The 19299-nt window shown below is 61.6% G+C and carries 20 protein-coding genes and 1 tRNA gene; 14 read left to right on the top strand and 7 right to left on the bottom strand.

Features of this window, described 5'->3' with window-relative positions:
• Positions 1 to 124: 124 nt before the first annotated feature.
• Together X751_RS150135 and ilvA are read right to left on the bottom strand one after the other, a co-directional pair.
• Positions 125 to 703: a DUF1697 domain-containing protein gene (locus X751_RS150135; RefSeq protein ID WP_023691202.1), complete on the bottom strand. Its 579-nt coding sequence runs from the start codon at positions 701 to 703 to the stop codon at positions 125 to 127.
• Positions 700 to 1956, bottom strand: a complete 1257-nt coding sequence (gene ilvA / locus X751_RS150140) for a threonine ammonia-lyase IlvA (protein WP_023735350.1) — start codon at positions 1954 to 1956, stop codon at positions 700 to 702. The genes X751_RS150135 and ilvA overlap by 4 nt, the downstream gene beginning before the upstream one ends.
• 124 nt (positions 1957 to 2080) lie before the next feature.
• Between ilvA and X751_RS150145 the strand changes: the two genes are divergently transcribed.
• The 3 genes from X751_RS150145 (at position 2081) to X751_RS150155 (ending at position 6001) form a co-directional block, all read left to right on the top strand.
• On the top strand, positions 2081 to 3484 hold the full coding sequence (locus X751_RS150145; RefSeq protein ID WP_023833725.1) for an aminopeptidase P family N-terminal domain-containing protein: 1404 nt from the start codon (positions 2081 to 2083) through the stop codon (positions 3482 to 3484).
• 146 nt (positions 3485 to 3630) lie between these two features.
• Positions 3631 to 4704: an alpha/beta hydrolase gene (locus tag X751_RS150150; protein ID WP_023706608.1), complete on the top strand. Its 1074-nt coding sequence runs from the start codon at positions 3631 to 3633 to the stop codon at positions 4702 to 4704.
• A gap of 133 nt (positions 4705 to 4837) precedes the next feature.
• Complete coding sequence (locus X751_RS150155) at positions 4838 to 6001, top strand: alpha/beta hydrolase (protein ID WP_023744838.1); 1164 nt, start codon at positions 4838 to 4840, stop codon at positions 5999 to 6001.
• 15 nt (positions 6002 to 6016) lie between these two features.
• Here the strand turns inward: X751_RS150155 and ade are convergent, their stop codons facing one another.
• Positions 6017 to 7828 carry an adenine deaminase gene (gene ade, locus X751_RS150160; RefSeq protein WP_023744837.1) on the bottom strand — a complete coding sequence of 604 codons (1812 nt, stop codon included), beginning with the start codon at positions 7826 to 7828 and terminating at the stop codon, positions 6017 to 6019.
• Between the two features lie 260 nt (positions 7829 to 8088).
• Here ade and X751_RS150165 point away from each other — a divergent pair, with 260 nt between their 5' ends.
• The 5 genes from X751_RS150165 to X751_RS150180 all read left to right on the top strand — a co-directional run bounded on the left by X751_RS150165 (position 8089) and on the right by X751_RS150180 (position 12524).
• Entirely contained in the window at positions 8089 to 8940 is an 852-nt protein-coding gene (locus X751_RS150165) for an alpha/beta hydrolase (RefSeq protein ID WP_023744836.1), read from the top strand.
• Positions 8941 to 9068: 128 nt separating this feature from the next.
• Positions 9069 to 9731, top strand: coding sequence for an outer membrane protein (locus tag X751_RS150170; RefSeq protein ID WP_023744835.1), 663 nt, complete (start codon positions 9069 to 9071; stop codon positions 9729 to 9731).
• A 128-nt stretch (positions 9732 to 9859) separates the two neighbouring features.
• A tRNA-Leu gene (locus X751_RS150175) sits at positions 9860 to 9945 on the top strand.
• Between the two features lie 1246 nt (positions 9946 to 11191).
• Positions 11192 to 11383 carry a hypothetical protein gene (locus tag X751_RS0133365; RefSeq protein ID WP_023744832.1) on the top strand — a complete coding sequence of 64 codons (192 nt, stop codon included), beginning with the start codon at positions 11192 to 11194 and terminating at the stop codon, positions 11381 to 11383.
• An 892-nt stretch (positions 11384 to 12275) separates the two neighbouring features.
• Entirely contained in the window at positions 12276 to 12524 is a 249-nt protein-coding gene (locus X751_RS150180; protein WP_023744831.1) for a hypothetical protein, read from the top strand.
• Here the strand turns inward: X751_RS150180 and X751_RS150185 are convergent.
• Positions 12521 to 13384 carry an ATP-dependent DNA ligase gene (locus X751_RS150185; protein WP_023667527.1) on the bottom strand — a complete coding sequence of 288 codons (864 nt, stop codon included), beginning with the start codon at positions 13382 to 13384 and terminating at the stop codon, positions 12521 to 12523. The two genes, X751_RS150180 and X751_RS150185, sit on opposite strands and share 4 nt — an antisense overlap.
• Positions 13385 to 13470: 86 nt before the next feature.
• Here X751_RS150185 and X751_RS150190 point away from each other — a divergent pair, with 86 nt between their 5' ends.
• Complete coding sequence (locus tag X751_RS150190; protein ID WP_023681532.1) at positions 13471 to 13692, top strand: hypothetical protein; 222 nt, start codon at positions 13471 to 13473, stop codon at positions 13690 to 13692.
• 724 nt (positions 13693 to 14416) lie between these two features.
• On the top strand, positions 14417 to 14605 hold the full coding sequence (locus X751_RS1000000166980; RefSeq protein ID WP_023688348.1) for a hypothetical protein: 189 nt from the start codon (positions 14417 to 14419) through the stop codon (positions 14603 to 14605).
• A 279-nt stretch (positions 14606 to 14884) separates the two neighbouring features.
• On the opposite strand, the gene X751_RS150195 is transcribed toward X751_RS1000000166980, so the two are convergent.
• Together X751_RS150195 and X751_RS150200 are read right to left on the bottom strand one after the other, a co-directional pair.
• Complete coding sequence (locus X751_RS150195; protein WP_023744830.1) at positions 14885 to 15856, bottom strand: ATP-grasp fold amidoligase family protein; 972 nt, start codon at positions 15854 to 15856, stop codon at positions 14885 to 14887.
• 89 nt (positions 15857 to 15945) lie between these two features.
• Positions 15946 to 16524 carry an NUDIX domain-containing protein gene (locus X751_RS150200; protein ID WP_023688346.1) on the bottom strand — a complete coding sequence of 193 codons (579 nt, stop codon included), beginning with the start codon at positions 16522 to 16524 and terminating at the stop codon, positions 15946 to 15948.
• A 144-nt stretch (positions 16525 to 16668) separates the two neighbouring features.
• Here X751_RS150200 and X751_RS150205 point away from each other — a divergent pair, with 144 nt between their 5' ends.
• The 4 genes from X751_RS150205 (at position 16669) to X751_RS150220 (ending at position 18865) form a co-directional block, all read left to right on the top strand.
• Positions 16669 to 17766: an NADH:flavin oxidoreductase/NADH oxidase gene (locus tag X751_RS150205; RefSeq protein WP_023695406.1), complete on the top strand. Its 1098-nt coding sequence runs from the start codon at positions 16669 to 16671 to the stop codon at positions 17764 to 17766.
• A 123-nt stretch (positions 17767 to 17889) separates the two neighbouring features.
• A complete protein-coding gene (locus X751_RS150210) occupies positions 17890 to 18204 on the top strand; it encodes an SH3 domain-containing protein (protein ID WP_023744829.1) in 315 nt (104 codons plus the stop codon).
• Positions 18205 to 18288: 84 nt separating this feature from the next.
• Positions 18289 to 18567 carry a DUF982 domain-containing protein gene (locus tag X751_RS150215; protein WP_032891817.1) on the top strand — a complete coding sequence of 93 codons (279 nt, stop codon included), beginning with the start codon at positions 18289 to 18291 and terminating at the stop codon, positions 18565 to 18567.
• Between the two features lie 58 nt (positions 18568 to 18625).
• Entirely contained in the window at positions 18626 to 18865 is a 240-nt protein-coding gene (locus tag X751_RS150220; protein ID WP_023667535.1) for a DUF2188 domain-containing protein, read from the top strand.
• 114 nt (positions 18866 to 18979) lie between these two features.
• Here X751_RS150220 and X751_RS150225 read toward each other — a convergent pair whose 3' ends face one another.
• Positions 18980 to 19252: a hypothetical protein gene (locus X751_RS150225; RefSeq protein WP_023744828.1), complete on the bottom strand. Its 273-nt coding sequence runs from the start codon at positions 19250 to 19252 to the stop codon at positions 18980 to 18982.
• Positions 19253 to 19299 lie beyond the last annotated feature (47 nt).

Raw genomic sequence — 19299 nt, 5'->3', positions numbered from 1 at the left:
AGCATAGCACAGACATGCAATATTCATTAAGCTGCCCAGGCCGGAAAATCGGAAATTGTTGCAGAAAACAACTGTTTAGCCGAGACTTAATTAGCATCGCAACCGCAACGCAGATCTAAGCGATTCAAAGCGAACGCGCCATCTGCAGCAGCGCCAGCACCGACCGCCAGTTGCGCGCGGTGCCGGGCACTTTCAGCACGCGCGGGATGAGATTGGCGAACACCGATTTGCCGAGCCCGTCCGGCGCCTTGAGGTAGAGCACGTCGTCCCTGACCTCGAAGCTTTCCGGGCCGGTGCATTTTTCGGCAAGCCTGGCGATCTCGTCCGCCGTCGGCTGGCGCTCCAGCGTGTAGGCGTGAAGCTTGGTCGGATCGCCGGCGACTTCCGGATAAGGATTCTCCTTCACCAACCGTTCGAACCAGGAGAGATCGCGCACCATGATGCGCGAGTGAAAGCCCCATTTTTTCTCGAACGCCATTTCGATCTGTTTCGCCAGCGTGGCGGCGTCGCCCTTCTTGGTCCGGAACACGACATTGCCGCTCTGCACATAACTGGCGACATCGGTGAAGCCTAGCGCCTCGAATAACGCCCGCAACTCCGCCATCTGGACGATGCGGTTGCCGCCGACATTGATGCCGGAAAACAGCGCGACGAAGACCACCCTTCGCTCTTCGAGCTTCGGGTGGCAGGCTGTACCGCTCATATGATGAACCCGGCCAGGGTCTCGTTGTCGGTGATGTCCTGATAGTGCACGCCCTCGGCCTCGAAATTTGCCCTCAGCAGATCGAAGTTACGCCGGTCCCTGGTTTCGATGCCGATTAGCACAGAGCCGAAATTGCGTGCCGATTTCTTCAGATATTCGAAGCGGGCGATATCATCGTCGGGACCGAGCAGTTCGAGGAAGTCGCGCAGCGCGCCCGGCCGCTGCGGAAAGCGGATGATGAAGTATTTCTTCAGCCCCTCGAAGCGCAGCGCCCGCTCCTTCACGTCGGGCAGCCGCTCGAAATCGAAATTGCCGCCCGACACCACCGCGACGATGGTCTTGCCGCGGATTTCCTTGCGCGAAAAATCCTTCAACGCGTCGATCGCCAAGGCACCGGCCGGCTCCAGCACCACACCTTCGATGTTGAGCATCTCGATCATGGTGGCGCAGAGCCGGTTCTCAGGGATCAGCCGCACCGCCTGAGCGGCGAACTCCTTGAGGTGGCGCAACGGCTCGCGGCCGATCTCGGCCACCGCCGCGCCGTCGACGAAATTGTCGACATTGGCGAGCCGGACGCGCTTGCCGCTGGCGAGGCTCTGATGCAGGCTCGGCGCACCGGCCGGTTCGCAAAAGACGTAGCGCGCGTCACGTTGCTGATCGGCGAAATAGTGCGTCACCCCCGCGGCCAGGCCACCGCCGCCGACCGGCAGCATGATGATGTCGGGCATGCGCGCGCCTGGCATCTGGTCGGCGATCTCATAGGCGACCGTCGCCTGCCCCTCGATAATATCCTTGTGGTCGAAGGGCGGCACCATATGCGCGCCGGAACTTTCGGTGAATTCGAAGGCGGCGCGGTAGCAGTCGTCGAAGAAGTCGCCGACCAGCCTGATCTCGACGAAATCGCCGCCGAACAGCCGCGTCTTGTCGATCTTTTGCTGCGGCGTCGTCACCGGCATGAAGACCACGCCCTTCTTGCCGAAATGGCGGCAGACGAAGGCAAAGCCTTGCGCATGGTTGCCGGCCGAGGCGCAGACGAACAGCTCGGCCTCGTTGCCTGCGGCCAGCGCCTTGCGGAAAAAGTTGAAGGCGCCGCGGATCTTGTAGGAGCGCACCGGCGAAAGATCCTCGCGCTTCAAGAGCACCCGAGCCCCCGTCTTCTTCGACAAATAGTCGTTTTCCTGCAGCGGCGTTTCGGGAAAGATCTCGCGGATCGCGGCTGCGGCGGTGGCGACACGGGAGGAGAAACTGTTCATGGCGCCGTCACCTCTGGATCGAATGGTTCGAAGGCGAAGCCTATTGCACAATTCGCCGTTTGCAGCCACCGATGCGGCGCGGCCGCTTTGGCGCGCCAGCAGGAAATCCATTGGAGCCATCTTCATGCCTGTTTCGGCTGTCGCCCTGAAGACCGTAGACCTTCCTGAATTCGCCGAGCCGACCGTGATGCCGCTGCTTAAGCGCCAGACCTACGAAGCGCGCATCGAGGCTCTGCTGGCGCGCGGCGCCGAAGCCGGGCTCGACGGCTTTGCCGTCTATGGCGACCGCGAGCACGCGGCCAATGTCGCCTATCTCAGTGGTTACGATCCGCGTTTCGAGGAGACGTTGCTGGTCATCGTCCCCGGCAGCCAGCCAAAGCTTCTCGTCGGCAATGAGGGCTGGGGCTATGCCGAAATCTGCGACGGGCCTTACGAGCGCGTCCTCTACCAGACCTTCTCGCTGCCGGCGCAGCCACGCGACCGCTCGGCCTCTCTATCCGACACGCTTGCCGCCTGCGGCCTGAAGGCCGGCCAGAAAATCGGCGCCATCGGCTGGAAGCCGTTCGGCGCCGGCGATGGCGGCTTTGGCGAGACGACGCTCGACCTGCCGTCCTTCATCGCCGATACGCTGCGCACACTGGCCGGCGACAGAGGCGCGGTGGTCAACGCCGCCAACCTGTTGATGAACCCATCCGACGGCCTACGCGCCATCAACGAGGCAGACCAATTGGCGTCCTTCGAATTCGCCGCGACCTTTTCCTCGCAGGGCCTGCGCAACGTGCTTGGGAATATTGAGCCCGGCATGAGCGAATTGCAGGCCGCGCGGCTGATGGGGATCAACGGCCTGCCCCTGTGCTGCCACCCGATGCTGTCCGCCGGCAGGCGTGCGCCCTACGGCTTGCCTAGCCCGCGCCTCGACATCATCAAGCGCGGCGATCCCGTCACCATGGCCTATGGCATCCAGGGCTCGCTCAACGCCCGCGCCGGCTTCCTGGTCGAGAGCGCGGCCGAACTGCCGCGCGAGATAAGCGACTATGTCGAACAGCTGGTAGCGCCCTATTTCGCCGCCGTCGTCGACTGGTACGAGACCATCGGCATAGGCGTTGCCGGCGGAGCGCTTTGGAAAGCCGTGCATGACCGCATAGGCGACCCGTTCTTCGGCGTCTCGCTCAATCCCGGCCATCTCGTCCATATGGACGAATGGATGCATTCGCCGGTGTTTTCCGGCTCGGACATCAAGCTGCAATCGGGCATGGCGCTGCAGGTCGACATCATTCCGGCGACCGGAACCAGCTATTTCACCACCAACATCGAAGACGGTATCGCGCTTGCCGATGAGTCCCTGCGCGAGGAGATCGCGGCCCGCTATCCCGAGGCATGGCGCCGCATCGAGGCGCGCCGCGCCTTCATGGGCGATGTGCTCGGCATCAGGCTCAAGCCCGAGGTATTGCCCTTCTCCAACATCCCTGCGTTCCTGCCGCCATTCTGGCTTTCGCGCAACAGTGCGATGGCTGTGACCCGACGCTGACCACATTTCGGCTGGACACGACTTACTTCTGCCGCACTCTCACTGTCCGGGAGGTGTCGCGGAGGGTAGACGGGCCGAGGGTAGACAGGCCTTTGGGCCTCAAAGTGAATTCTATGTGAATTCATCTTTCGATTGGAATTTTTGACGTGCGTTTGAAGACGATTTGCATTCTTGCACTTGCCCTGTTGATCGCCGGCTGCGGCGGCCGCAAAACCGAGGAACTGCTCGGCAGCGCCGTCATGTCCACGCCGGTGACCGAAATCTCGGGCAATCACTCGATCTTCATTGCCACCACACGCAAGAAATCCGACGATCCCAACAAAGTTTTCGACGGCGAACGCTCGGCGACGCTGAACTACGCCCGCGTCACCGTCACCGTTCCCGGCATCCACCAGACCGGCCAGATCGAGCGCCGCTCGCGCGGCAGGTCCAACGACCCAGCGAAGTACTTCATGGCCTCCGAGGTCGTCGGCTACGATGCGCAGCCGAAATTCTCCAGTGCGCTCAATGCCGACATTGCCGCGCGCGGCGGCCGCGTCATGGTCTTCGTGCATGGCTACAACACCGGCTTCGACGACGCGGTCTACCGCCTGACCCAGATCGTCCACGATTCCGGCTATCCCGGCACGCCGGTGCTGTTTTCCTGGGCATCCGGCGCCAGAACCACCGACTATGTCTATGACAAGGAAAGCGCCAGCGCCGCCCGCGATCAGCTGGAGGTGACATTGCGCATGCTGCAGCAGTCCGGCGCGCGGCGCATCGACATCGTCGCCCACTCGCTCGGAACCTGGGTGACCATGGAAACGCTGCGCCAGATGGCCATCACCGGCGACCGCGATCTCGGCGGCAAGCTCGGCGATGTCGTGCTGGCCTCTCCCGACATCGACGTCGACGTCTTCAAGAGCCAGATGCGCCGCTACGGCAAGCCGGACAAGCCGTTCATCCTGCTGCTCTCCGACGACGACCGGGCGCTGCGGCTCTCAGGCCTGATCGCAGGCTCGCGGCCACGCGTCGGCGACTACAAGGATGCCGCCGACCTCGCCGCTTATGGCGTCACCGTGGTCGACCTCTCCAAGGTCAAGGGAGGCGACAGCTTCAACCACACCAAATTCGCCGACAATCCCGAACTGGTGAAGATGATCGGCCAGCGGCTGCGCGAGGATGACGGCTTTGCCAGCGACCAGACGGTGACCGACCGTATCAGCGCGCTCGGACAATAAGGCTGTCGCCTTGCGGCGACCGTCGCCGCGTGAGGTCGCGAATGCCGCTCGGCCCGATCACTTTCAACTGGACCGGGCCGGTCTCTGCCTCTACGACATTGAAATCGGCGCCAATGCGCCAGCGGGAGCCCGCTTGAACGAGCGATGGAAGACTGTCCTGGTCCTTGCGTTCGCGCTAGCTGCCGCCGGCTGCGCCGGCCCCAACACCCATGACCTGTTGAACGAGACGACGGTTTCGGTGCCTGCCTCCGACATCGCGGCCACCCACGAAATCTTCGTCGCCACCACCCGCAAGCAGGCGACCAAGGACCCACGCCAGGTGTTCGATGGCGATCGCTCGCTGACCACCAGCTACGCCCGCGTCGACGTCACCGTGCCGAAGGTCCACCAGGTCGGCGCCATCGAGCGCGCCAAGGGCTCGGCCAATTCGAACCCGGCCAAGCAATTCACCGCCACCGACGTCGTCCACTATGGCGACGCCTCGCAATTCGCCAAGGCCGTCGGTGCCAACATCACCATGAATGGCGACCGCGCGCTGGTCTTCGTCCACGGCTTCAACAACGGCTTCGACGATGGGGTCTACCGGCTGACGCAGATCGCCCACGACACCGAATATCCGGGTACGCCGATCTTGTTTTCGTGGGCTTCGAGCGGCAAGACCACGGGCTATATCTACGACAAGGACAGCGCCAACGCCGCGCGCGACGACCTCGAGGCGACGCTCAGGATGCTCGCCAAGACAAAGGTCAAGAGCATCGACATCATCGCGCATTCGATGGGAACCTGGGTGACGATGGAAGCGCTGCGCCAGCTCGCCATCACCGGCGACCGCGATCTCGACGGCAAGCTCGGCCGTGTCGTCCTGGCATCGCCCGATATCGATGTCGACGTCTTCAAGAAGCAGATGATCCGCTACGGCAAGCCCGACAGGCCGTTCGTCATCCTGCTTTCCGCCGACGACCGTGCTCTGAGACTGTCCAGCCTGCTATCCGGCGACAAGCCGCGCGTCGGCGACTACGGCAACGCCGCCGACATTGCCAGCTACGGCGTGGTCGTGGCCGACCTCAGCCAGATCAAGGGCGGCGACCGCCTGAACCACGCCAAATTCGCCGACAACCCGTTCCTGGTGCAATTGCTCGGCGACCGTCTGCGCGCTCCAGCCGGCCTGGCATCGGACGAACCCACGCAGGGTCAGATCGACAATCTCGGCCGAGGCCTCGGCAAGGCAGTCGGATCCGTCGCCGAGATCATCATCACCACGCCATTCAAGGTGCTGACCATCGCCACCGGCGGATGAGAGCCGGGGCTGATCTCAGATAAACAAACCGACCTTCTGGAACGTCGTCACGTCGATCAGGCCGACATCGGAAATCCTGAGTTCCGGGATGACGACCAGCGCCAGCAGCGAGTGCTGCATGTAGGCGTTGTTGAGCGAGCAGCCCATCTTGCGCATTGCTTCGGTGAGTTTCTCGGCCTTGGCCGCCACGATTTCGGCGCGCTCGTCCGACATCAGCCCGGCGATCGGCATTTCGACAAGCGCCAGTTCCTTGCCCTTCGAAAACAGCACCACGCCCCCGCCGACCTCGCCCAGCCGGTTGACGGCCAGCGCCATGTCTTCCTTGTTGGTGCCGACGCAGATGATGTGGTGGGCATCATGTGCGACGCTCGACGCCATGGCGCAGTCGCCCATATAGCCGAAGCCTGAGACGAAGGCATTGGTGACGCCGCCGGTGCCGCGGTGGCGCTCGACCAGCGCGATCTGGCAGATGTCGTTGCGGCGGTCCATGGCGACCAGCCCGTCCTCGACCGGCAGGTCGGCCTCCAGCGCCCGCGTCGGCGCCTGGTTTTCGATCACGCCGATGACCCGCACCCGCACCTCGTTGGCGCCCTTGGGCGCCGCAATGTCGAAGTCGCCTGGCTTCAGCTTCTTGCCGAGCTTGACGGTGTTCTTCGCCGATTTGGGGTAATCATAGGCCGGAATGTCGATCTCGAGCTTGCCGCCCTTGGCCAGCCTGATACCGCGGCCATAGACCTCGTCGATGGTCATGGCGGCAAGATCGGAGACGATCAGCAGATCGGCCAGCCGTCCCGGCGCGATCGAGCCCAGTTCGCGCTCCAGCTTGAAATGCTGGGCGGTATTCAGCGTCGCCATCTGGATCGCCGTCACCGGCTTCAATCCCTGCTGGATGGCGTGGCGCACCACCCGGTCCATATGGCCTTCATGCACCAGCGTGCCGGAATGGCTGTCGTCGGTGCACAGGATGAAGTTGCGCGGGTCGAGACCGCTCTCGGTCACCGCCTTGATCTGCGAGGCAACATCGTACCAGGCCGAGCCCAGCCGCAGCATTGCCTTCATACCCTGGCGCACACGGGCGATTGCGTCCTCGGCGCGTGTGCCTTCATGGTCGTCCTCCGGCCCGCCGGCGACATAGCCATGGAACGGCAGGCCGAGATCGCGCGACGCATAGTGGCCGCCGACCGTCTTGCCCGCTCGCACCGTGGCGGCTATCTCGCCCGACATCACCGTATCGTTGGCCACGACACCGGGAAAATTCATCACTTCGCCGAGCCCGATGATGTTTTCCCAGGTCATCGCTTCCGTGACATCGGCGACCGTCAGTTCGGCCCCGGCATGCTCCAGCCCCGGCGCGGACGGCACGCAGGACGGCATCTGGACATGGACGTTGATCGGCATGGCGACGGCCTCGTCATGCATCAGCCGCACGCCGGGCAGACCCAGCACATTGGCGATCTCGTGCGGATCGATGAACATCGAGGTGGTGCCGTGCGGGATGACGGCGCGGCAGAACTCGGTCACCGTCACCATGCCGCTCTCGACATGCATGTGCGCGTCGCACAGGCCGGGCACCAGATAGCGGCCGCCGGCATCGACCACCTTGGTGCCCTGGCCGATGGCATGGCTGGCATTCGGCCCGCAATAGGCGAAGCGGCCGCCGGCAACGGCGATGTCGGTGCCGGCTATGATTTCGCCGGAGTGCACGTTCACCCAGCGGCCGTTGCGAATGACGAGATCGGCAGGCTTGCGCCCCGTCGCGACGTCGACCAGATGCGTCGCCATCTCGGTCCAGGGTTTGGGTTTCGTCGCCGACGGCTGCTTGGCCATGAAAGACTCCTGTTTGCCAGACTGTGCCAAGCCGGCAAGGTTTTGGCCAGCGATCACAGACGAAATCCGCTCGATGAGATTCGCCCGGGCGGATGCGCCGCACCTGCTCACCCCGATGACAGCATCAACGGCGCGGTCATTCAGTTTGGCTTGTGCCGGCACTTATGCTACCATTCTGGCTATGGTGCTGATTTGCGCCGACGACCCGCCGCGAGGCGGGTTTTTGTTATGATGAGGCCGAAACCTCCTGAGGTGAAGTCATGATCCGGTTCCTGAAAGCATTCGCCTTCGTCACCCTGTTCCTGATCTCGTCCGGCTTTGCATCCGCCGAGGAGCGTTGGCAGACCTTGCCGGAGCCGGCGGCGATGCCCAAACCGGATCAGAGCGGATATGCGCCGGTCAACGGCGTTCAGATGTACTATGCCGTTTTCGGCGCCGGTGATCCGATTCTCCTGATTCATGGCGGCCTTGGCCATGGCGACATCTGGGCAAGCCAGGTGGCGACCATGTCCAAGACGCACAAGGTTATCATCGCCGACAGCCGCGGCCATGGCCGCTCTACCCGCACCGAGCAGCCTTACGGCTATGACCTCATGGCGTCGGACTATCTTGCGCTGCTCGACTATCTCAAGATCGACAAGACCGCTCTTGTCGGCTGGAGCGACGGCGGCATTATCGGCATCGACATCGCGCTGCATCATCCGGAGCGGCTGACACGGCTCTTTGCGCAGGCCGCCAACGTCACCACCGATGGCGTCGATCCGGGTGTGCTGACCAACAAGACCTTTGCCGCCTATATCGACCGCTCGGGCCGCGACTACAAGAAACTTTCGAAGACTCCCGACCAGTACGATGCCTTCGTGGCGCAGATCAGCCACATGTGGGAGTCGGAGCCGGCCTGGACCAAGGAACAGCTCGGCAAGATAACCACGCCGACCGCGATCGTTGCCGGCGACCATGACGAGGCGATCAAGCGCGAACACACCGAATACATGGCCTCCGTCATTCCGGGCGCCAAGCTCATCATCCTGCCCAACGCCAGTCATTTCGCCATGCTGCAGGCGCCGGACGAATATAGTCAGGCGGCGCTGGACTTCATTGACGCCAAATAGCGCCCCCAGCTAAAGCACCCAGCGCAGCAACGGGTGCATTCCGATTGTTGAACAATGGGTTCCGTTTTGCGGCGAATAGGATTACCTTCCGACAAGGCGCCTTCTGAACCGCCTTTTCGGAGAACTCGATGCGCTGTCTGACGATTGCCAGTGCCGGATTTCTGATTGCTCTGGCCGGGCCGGCGTTCGCCGCCGACCCGATGGCGGTGCCGATGACCGAACCAGGCTTCGACTGGACCGGCTACTATGCCGGCCTGCAGGCCGGCTACGGCTGGGGCCAGTCCGACATATCAGTGACGGAAGGCGCGCCGTTTTCCATCTCGCCCGACATTGACGGCGGTTTCGTCGGCGGCCATGTCGCTGGCCTGTGGCAGTTCGATCAGGCGGTGCTCGGCGCCGAGGCGGAGCTCAATTATTCCGCCGTCGACGGTACGGCGGTATCAGGCCTTGGAAGCACATTCCGCACGGACATCAAGTGGTTCGGATCTGTAAACGCCAAAGCGGGCTTCGCCATGGACCGCGTGCTGGTCTACGGCGTCGGCGGCGTCGCCTTTGCCGGCATCGAAACTTCGCAAGTCGCGGGCGCGTCGTTCGCCGGCACACGCACGAATGTCGGCTGGACCTTGGGCGCCGGCGTCGACTACGCGCTGACCGACAAATTCATCGTCGGCGCGCAATATCGCTATTACGATTTCGGCTCCGAGCACTATGACGTGGCGGAACCCTTCAACGATCGCGATCAGGATGTGAAGCTGAACGCGGTCGGTATCAATCTCAGCTACAAATTCTGAGCGTTCTCGGCGACTGAGATTTTCGCGACAACCAATTGTTTTGAAATCACGAACCACCTTTCATGAGTTCGACACTCGGCAAAAGATGGCTTGACGGGTTTTCGCTGGCGTCTGAAAAGGGCTGGCCTGCGGACGTGGCGGAATTGGTAGACGCAAGGGACTTAAAATCCCTCGATCTCTGATCGTACGGGTTCGATTCCCGTCGTCCGCACCAAATTGAAATGCTTAGGATTCGTTCTGTAAGAACTCACTGGCTACCATAGAAAAGGCTGACGCGGGTAGCCGTAGAGCCGGGATACAAAAGCCGGGAACTGCCATGCTGGAGTTTTGGTGTTCGGTATTGGCTGCCGTAAGAACAGTGACGGGGCTGACGGCGCAACTGCGCTTGAGCCAAATCCCGAACCTGTAGCCCTTTCGGTCGTAAGCTCGGCAGTTGGGGATCTAATGCAGCCGAAAAACGACGGTATCCGTGTCGCCGGACTTGCATCGAATGCCGACCAAAATGCCGGTTTCATAGTCATTGACGTGCCACGGTCGGAACGTCGACCACACCGCAGCGATCAAAAGCTATATTACAAGCGTGCTGGTAGCTCTTCATACGCTATGGAGCATGTCGGCATAGAGGATGTGGCTGCAGAACGTCTCAAAGACCTTTGCGAGCCGGCCACCTATTGGCCAGGGCAATCCTCTTCGAGTGTAAGCCGCAACTCACAGACCTTATCATGCCGATGCCACTGGGGCTTGGCTTTGATAAAAGCGCATTGGTAGAGGAGAGGGACAAAACTGAAGAGGTTTAACACTCTTGCTGGAATACCTGCTGCAACACTCCTGTCGGTAGCGACCGACCGCGCGGGCCAGGTCAAGCACTCCCTTGGGAGCCGGCTGGGGCCGCAGCGGCCTCAACCCGGTGGGCATGCTCCGTCGCGATTTTAAGAAGAGTTGCAGCCGTTTCCTGTGGCGTCCAACCTTGCGCTTCTGACGCAGTCACCAAGGCCGCAAACGCGGCTTCTAATGCGACTTCACAGTTCACCTCACGGTCTGGGCTATCCTCTGGCAATATCGGGGTTCGACGGATTGGGACATCGTGACTTCTTTCAAAGGGGAAAAACCCGCCGCCCCAGCCTTTTGCCACTCAAACATTTCAGCAAAGGATCATTCCAGCTATCAGCAGCGTGATTAGAACTGACAACGGCACGGCCAGAAGACCGACCAACTCAACATTTCTTGTGTTTTGTCGCTTGTCCATCTTCGTCGCCCGCATGTCGTTGGCTTTGGCATCTTGCCGTCAACGTGCAGCTGTTGGAACCAACCACAAGTGCCGCTGATCGGAGATTCAGTCGGTGCTGCATATTAGCAACACATTGTGGAACGATCGGGCGGCATCAGCCAATTGCTTTTGAATGCCCTTGCACTTGCTTCGTACGATTCCGTACAGTTTCCCCCATTGGGGGAGGCGGCCGATGGACCATGACGAGGAAGGCTACAGCATTGACGCCTTCGATTTCGATGTGGTGTGCGAGACCTTCAGGAGTTCCGTTCGGGAGCTGAACCTGGCTGAAGAGCATTGGGTAGACCACGCGAAGGCGCTCCTACGGGAATTCACCGACAGCGCACCTGACGACGACATGATTAGCCGGATCGTCGGGCGCTAGTGGCCTATACAGCCGTAGTTTGTTAGAATCGTACCCAGGTCCTGCCACGGAAACCTTTTCCAAGGTTTGCCGCGTCATAGAGGCATCACAGAAGCTCTTGGGACAGATTGCCCAGCGCGGAGGCCCATTAACGAAAAAGCTCGCCACCTTGAGGCAACGGGCATCGCCAATGCCCTCAGAGAGCCCTGCCTGGACGTGTGGCGTCCTGTCCGGCCCTCGCCATTGATTTCGTCGGCAAGCTTGTCTTTGGCCTCGTGATAGGAGTTGGCATCGGGATGGCAATCGCCGGCTGCCAAGGATGCCGGGCCGCTGGCCGACCTATCAGTCAGGCGTCCGTAGCCAGAGCGTTATAAAGCAGCAAACACGCCAGGATAGAAACGGCGCTGCCTAGCAGCTGGTCTGCCGTCAGGCCGGAAAAATAGACAAGATGAAACGTCACCATCGCCCTACCAATCACGGTTCGGAACACTGCCGAATTAACCGTTAGCCGACGCTAATGTTCCGCTCTGGACTCACTACCGCTTTGGAAGAATCCTGCCGCAGCGATCAGCGCCCCGCCGACCTTGATCTCAACGTCGGTGCCACAAGGCTTTCCTTCGTTCGCATGGTTCGCAGAGATTAGCACGATCGCATACTCTCATCTCATCCGGCGTCGTCTCCCTCACAAAGCAGCGCCGGTAAGGCTCGGCGACCTTCTTGTTTGTCCCGTGTGCCAAAGGAGGTCGCCGGGCCTGCCGTTGCTCATCTTTGCTGGTGGTTGCTCCTGATGGCTGCGCTTGGCGCCGTCGCCCTACTGCTACCTGCGCGGTAAGGCCGGCGAGCCCTCTTGTCAGGCAGTCCGGCATGTAGGATTATAGTCCTCGTTGCGGCGACCCCTCAATGGAGAGCGCCAATGGCCAGAACCAAACCTTCGGAACAACTTTCCCGGGCTGAAATCCAGCGCTTCCTGGCGGCAGCCGAAGCGCTGCACAAGAGCATCGTCGGGCCGCTCCTGGCGTACCACGGCGAGCACTACCAAGCTCTACGTAAGGTCCATGGACCCCTGTTGAAGTCGATCGAGACCATCACCGGCCAGAGGGCGCAGTTCATCCGCTGGAACGGTACAGGACCGGCACAGCCCCGGGACAAGCCTCCGGGCTAAGTCTCCTCCCGGAAATCCAGCAGCTTGGCATGGCGAAGCTTCTCCTCGCCCTTTAGGAACCGCACGCGGCCGACCAGGCCCGGCTTTAGCCATTCGGCCTTGTCACTCTTGAGCCCTTTCGGCGCCGGCCCGCCAATCTTGCCTTGCACGCGGTCCCATAGGCGCTGGCGCTTGTCCGCCTTGAAGGTGACGAAGGCGCCGCCGGCATAGTGGCCTTTGTCGGCCATCAGCACCATGGCAGGCTTGCCGGCCTCGCGCTGCACGCCGATGATGTCCATCTCCTTTTCGGCATAGCACTTGATCTTGCGCCAGTTCGTCGTCGGACCCGACCGATACTTGCTGCCCTTCCGCTTTGAAACGATACCTTCAAGCCCAGCCTGGTCGACCAGATGAAAGACGGCGTCGCCAGTGCCCGGCATCGCTTCGCTGAACTGGATTCGGCCGCCGTCCGGGATCAACGCCCGGAGGATCTCGCGACGGTCTTCCACCGGCGTGTTCCGCAAGTCATGCCCGTTCAGATGCAAGAGGTCGAATGCTAGCAGATACAGATCGCGCGACGGCTTGCGGCTGGTCGCGGCTGATTGATGCGCATGGAAGTCGGATAGGCCAGCCTCATTGATCGTAATGGTCTCGCCGTCGATGATGAAGTCTTTCGCCTCGATCGCTTCCGCCTCACCGGCAAGTTGGATGTAGCGGCCCGTCCAATCATAACCGTTCTTGGTGATCAGCCGAATCCCGTCATCATCCTTGATGACCTGGGTGCGGTAGCCATCGAATTTGATCTCATGAATCCAATCATCGCCCATCGGCGGCGTGTCGACCAGTTCGGGTTCCATAGGCTTGATGAATTTCAGACGCATGCACTGACTCGCAGAACCACGACTTCAATTAGCTATCGCTAAATTAGTTCCGGAACATTTTAGACGAATTGGATGTTTGAAGGGCTATGAAGATCGAAGCCGACCAATGCCGGGCAGCGCTGACGCTCATCCGGCGCACAATGGAAGAGCACTGTCCTCCTGGCGTGCTGCCGAGCGAAGAGATGGTCAATGGGCTCTATGGTCCGGAACTGATCCATGAGGCGGAAGCCATTGCCGCCGGCATCGTCGCAACCATTGACCAGCTGCAATTGCCCGTGATGAAACCGCCGTCCCCTAGTATCAAATAGAGACCGACACAGGGAAGGTCGCTTGGCCGCGCGATCGTGGGCTCGCAACGACCGGCGAGGCGATGCCGGCCTCACCAAGGGTTACAGCCCCTCGACCAGCAGCGAAGGCGGCTCGCGGCAGTGCAACGCCCGAAGTGTTTCGAGACGACGATGTCCACCGAGCGTAGCCAGCGCGCGTCGTGCTGCACAAGGACCGAGGCAGCGGCACGGCCGCCCGGGTTACTCCAAAGGCGGCTCTTCGCTCTGTGGAGCCAAAACGGTGATATCCATCCTGGCGATTGTCGATGCGGCGCGCCCCTGGGCGCCAGAATCCGTGTCGCCACTTTCTGCCGCCATTGCCTTGGCGCGATGTCCTACGCTGTCTGCGCTTTTGCCTGGCGCAAATCCTTCGCCCGGTTCTGTCTTTGCGGGTTTCGGTCGAGGTTCAGCTGCCTGCCGATGTTGGTTTCCAATCGCCGAGACCATTGATACCTCCCCTTGATGAGGCCGCGACTGTACCTGTCAAGGCTGTAGCGAGGCTGATCACTTAAGTGGTCGGGTTGCGCCCGCTCGTCGTGGCCCTCCGATCACTGGGCTCTCGATGCCTTGGCGCTCGCGGACGTCTGGCCGGGTGGGAAGTTCAAACTCAGCCGCCCTTTGCGGCACCGGCTTCGCCCGACAATTAGGAACGATTTCGCCCGCCATGTGTTACGCAATCATGAATCTCGCGGATCCCGGATCAACAATGGCAACCGATCTTTTCACGATGCAACTCGCTGATGCTCAGCAGCGCATCAAACAGACCGAGTTCGCGCTGGTACTCAGCGAGAAAATGGTGGCTGAGAACCTCGCTTTATCCAGCAGGATACGATCGGCGAGGCGGCGTGTCCTGAAGGCCGGAAGGCCTCTGGCGACAGTCGACTCAACAAGCTGAAAGAGTTCTTCAAATGATCTCGACCCAGTCCGGACGTGGGAGAGCTTGCCGGTAACCTTAGCGGTAATCGGCCGAGTCGCAGCAGGAAGCGCGCTGAAAACTTGCTCGATGAAGACTGCGGCGTCGCTATGAACGCTACGGCTCAGTTGAGGCAGCACTTCGAAATCACGGCTATTGACCTGCTGAGCTATCAGTTTCCCTCGATCTCTAATGGTATGGGTTCTCCGCACCACCCTTCGCTCTTCGAGCTTCGGGTAGCACGCCACCAAGGCAGCCATCTCAAACGTCGAGATAGCCGGCGGCGACGAGCATTGCCTTGTACCGTTTGGCAAATCGGCTGGGCAAACGACTGAGGTAAGCTGACGCGCCAATATCCCAATGCGCGCCCAGTTCGCGGTCGAAGACAGCCGGGTCGAATTGCAGCAAGCCGCTGCGTGGGTAGACCGTGAATTCTCCGAAGATCGGCTCCCCCTCCTCCTCGTAGAAATCGACACGCACCATGTCGAACTCGCTGCCGAGCGCCTCGGCTGCCTCGATCATCCGCGCCAGGCTCTTGGGAGGGGGAATTTCCAGGCTCGAGTCGATCGCGCCCTGGACGATGTTCAGCGGGCGCCAATCGCGATCCAGGTGGGCGGTATTCTTGACCGTGGAACGGAAGGCGACGACGACAATGTAGGCGACGTGGCCAGCCAGCACACAGAATTTGTAGTCGACCGGGTCATAATCCTGGTCCTTGCCGACAAGCGCTTCGACGAAAACCCGCCGCTCTATGTGCGCATAGCTGCGCTCCAGCTTGCGGGCGCCATAGGTTTGGCCAAGGTATTCCGTCATCTCGGCAATGATCGCCTCCCGGTCGGCGTTGGCCGGATCGCGAACGATGACATTCATGGCGCAACCGTGGTTGCATTTGACGGCGTAGGGGATTTTCAGGTCATCGAAAGGGATCTGGCGCGGATCGTCGCCCTGCCACAGCACCTCCGGGATGGCGAGCCCGGGAAGCCGCTCCCTGACGATTTCCTTGGACTTGAGCTTGTCGAGAAGGCCGGTAAAGCGAGGATCGTCATCGAAAATCTTGCGCCAGTGGATCTTTTCCGTGAACGTCACCGGGGCTGCAAAATTCGGCAGATGCCGCATCCGCTCAAGGAAACGCTGGGTCAACCGGCGGTAGCGGACAAGCAGCGCGGCGTTCAGCAAGATGAGAGATGCCCGCGCGCTGTTTCGCTTCAGCCATGCCTTTGCGCCACGCGCCATTCCGGTGTCCTTGCAACCTGCGCAACTTCATCCGCGAAGTGGACGTGCCACCCTGCCCGCAGCAGTGAGGCACGTCGAGCTTCGCCGAGCTAGCCCTTCATCGGGTACAGTTTCAAATGCTGGATCAGGATGATCGTCTTGGCGTCGATGATGCGGCCGTCTGAAATGCCGGCCAGCGCTTCATCAAGCCGCATTTCCAGAACCTCGATGTCCTCGCCCTCGTCGGCCGCGCCGCCGCCGGCCGAGATGCGGTCGGCGGGTGAATAGCGGGCGACGAAGAACCACAGCCGTTCGGTGACGCTGCCCGGGCTCATATAGGGGGAAAACAGCCGCTCGATGTTCTGTAGGCGGTAGCCGAGCTCTTCCTCGGCCTCCTTGAGGATGGCGGTTTCGGGATCGTTTTTGTCGAGCAGGCCGGCGCAGGCCTCGATCAGCGGTTCGCGGTGGCCGGTGACGTAGGCGGGGTAGCGGAACTGCCGCACCAGAAGCACCGTCTGACGCTCGGGATCGAAAGGCAGGATCACCGCGCCGTCGCCACGATCGTAGGTCTGGCGAATCTGCGTCTCCCACTGCCCGTCGCGCCGACGGTAATCGAGAACGGTCTTCTTCAGGACCGCCCAGTCGTCGGACAGGACTTCCTCCGAGCGGATGCGGATACGATCTTCCATGATGAGCTCCAAGCTGTCGGCGCCATGGCGTAACCGCGAACGGTTTTGCGCGCAACCGAAACGGCGAAGCTTTCACCGCCTCGTGTCTGGTGCCGGCAACTGCCATCGCCTAAATAGCTGCAGTCCCTCTCCGGAGTTTTTTTGATGACCGCAGCGCTTTTCCAGCCGATCGCCCTCGATGGCCTGACCTTTCCGAATCGTATCGCGGTGGCGCCGATGTGCCAGTATTCCGCCGAAGACGGCTCGGCCAGCGACTGGCATCTCTATCACTGGATGAACCTGGCGATGTCGGGCGCCGGCATGGTCACCGTCGAGATGACCGACGTCGAACGGCGCGGCCGCATCACCCATGGCTGCCTCGGCCTCTATTCCGACGACAACGAGGCGGCCGCCCGGCGCACGCTGGATGCAGCGAGGCGCGTCGCCGCGCCGGAAACGAAATTCGGTATTCAGCTTGCCCATGCCGGCCGCAAGGCATCCAACCGAAAGCCCTGGGAAGGCGGCGGCCCATTGCAGCCGGGCGAGGATCCCTGGCAGACCGTCTCGGCCTCGGCCATCGCCTATGACACCGGCTGGAATGTGCCGCATGCGCTGGAGGAAGATGAAATCCTGCAGCTTGTCGAGCGCTTCACTCAAGCCGCGAGGCGGGCCGAGCGCGCCGGCTTCGACTTCCTCGAGCTGCACGCCGCGCACGGCTATCTGATCTTCCAGTTCCTGTCGCCGCTTTCCAACCAGCGCACCGACCGCTGGGGCGGCTCGCTGGAAAACCGCATGCGTTTCCTCATCGAGATCGCCAAATCGGTGAGGAAGGCAGTTCCAAACCTGATGCTTGGCGCCCGCCTGTCGGTGAAGGACTGGGTCGATGGCGGCTTCGAGGTCGACGAGGCGATCGAGGTGGCCAAAGCCTTGAAGGCGCTTGATGTTGCCTATATCTGCTGTTCGAGCGGCGGCAATTCGCCGTTGCAGAAGCTGCCGACCGGCGCCGGCTATCAGGTGCATCTGGCCGAAGCGGTGCGCAAGGGCGCCGGCATCCCGACACGGGCTGTCGGCCTGATCGACGATCCCTCGCAGGCAGAGGCGATCGTCGCCGACGGCCGCGCCGACATGGTCGCGCTGGCCCGCGCCTTCCTCGCCGATCCGCGCTGGGGCTGGCGCGCCGCCGCCACCTTCAGCGAGAAAATCCATCCCGCGCCACAGCTCGCCCGCTCGGTGACGACGATGCAGCATTGGACGAAGGGCTGAACAGGCTGCGCCGACGGATGCGCCAAACGCATCTGCTGGACAGATTGCCGCAGCTTCGCTTTAATCCGCCCGCAATATTCCCTGGGGTAGGCCGCCTTGGCGGCCGGGTTGAGAGCAAAGTCCATGGCATCAAGGGCAATCTATCCGGCAGCCGCCGCTCTGGTGGTCGCGCTGTCGTTCGCCGCGTCGTCTCCGGTCGGCGCGCAATATTGCGAAGGCACGGTGCACGGCCTGTCCAGGCACTACGATCTGGATACCGGCAGCGGGTTTCTCGCCGTGCGCGCACGGCCGAACTCGTCGTCGCGCATGATCGGGCAATTGTTCAACGGCGACCACACGGAGATTTTCGACCGCCGGGGCAACTGGTACCAGGTCGAAATCGGCGGACGGACCGGCTGGGCCAACGCCCGCTGGCTGCGCAACGACTGCAGTTACTGAGACCAACGATTGCGGTTGGTGAGACGTTTGGGCGCAGGCTGACGGCCACTTTTGCAACCATATTGGCTGCTTTGCGTTGCGGCCATCATGGATAACAAACCTTTTGAAACCCCGGTCGTGGTCGAACTCGGCCATGTCGGCAAATATCGCCAGATCCGCAGCACCCAGGAAGCGGCGGAGTGTCTGATGACGGTGTGGCCGCTCAATCGCGGCCCGCGCCATCGTGATGCTCTCGACACTTGCCTCAAAGTGCTGGAAGGTTATCGTTCGACGGCCGATGCACGCAGGGCCTTGATCGAAGCGGCCAAGGAATCGGAAGTGCTGGTTCCCGAAGACCGGCTGCCAGACGCCAAATTGCATTGAAGCGCAGATGGCATTGAAAAACGGGCCGCATTGAGCGGACGGCGAACCGGAGGATTTCATGGCGAAGCTGACTTACAAGATCGTCGAGCATGACGGGGGCTGGGCCTACAAGGTCGGTTCGACATTCTCGGAGACATTCCCGACCCACCAGGATGCGCTGCGCGCCGCCGAGATCGCCTCGGCCGAACAGCAGATCGCCGGCGCCACGGACGGCATCCAGTATGAGGATGCCGAAGGCAAGTGGCACGACGAACTGGCCGACGGCCGCGACCGGCCGCAGACTGAAGTTTCCGACTGATCTTTGCCCCTCAGCTTTCGCTGCCGGCCGTGGATGCTCGCCTAAGCAATTCCTAGGGAATTGCGTCAAAACAAACAGGCGGGACATCCTGCCGGTCAGTCGCCCGCGGCTTGATCACTTGCCGCAATATTGATCGTTCACGTTGGGCCTCACATTTCCATAGGGTCCTGACGGGTCGGAGGCGCACGGCCCCGTAGCGCCGCCATAGCCTTGGCTGCCGTCGGCATTGATGCTGCCGGTGGTGCTCTGGTCGACGGTCGATGACTGGTCGTTCCCGAACGGCCACCAGCTGTGATGGTTGGAATACGTGCCGTCCGATGACTGCGCCATCGCCGATGTGGCAAGACCGATCGTCAGCATGAATGCTGCAAAGACTTTCCTGTACATTGAATTACGCCGTATCTGCCGCCTTGGGTGCGACACGGGGTAAAACC

It is taken from the genome of Mesorhizobium sp. LNJC394B00, assembly GCF_000502555.1.
In the GTDB taxonomy this organism is placed as follows: domain Bacteria; phylum Pseudomonadota; class Alphaproteobacteria; order Rhizobiales; family Rhizobiaceae; genus Mesorhizobium.
Note: the sequence above shows the minus strand (reverse complement) of the source record. Positions and strands in the feature narration are given on the sequence as shown.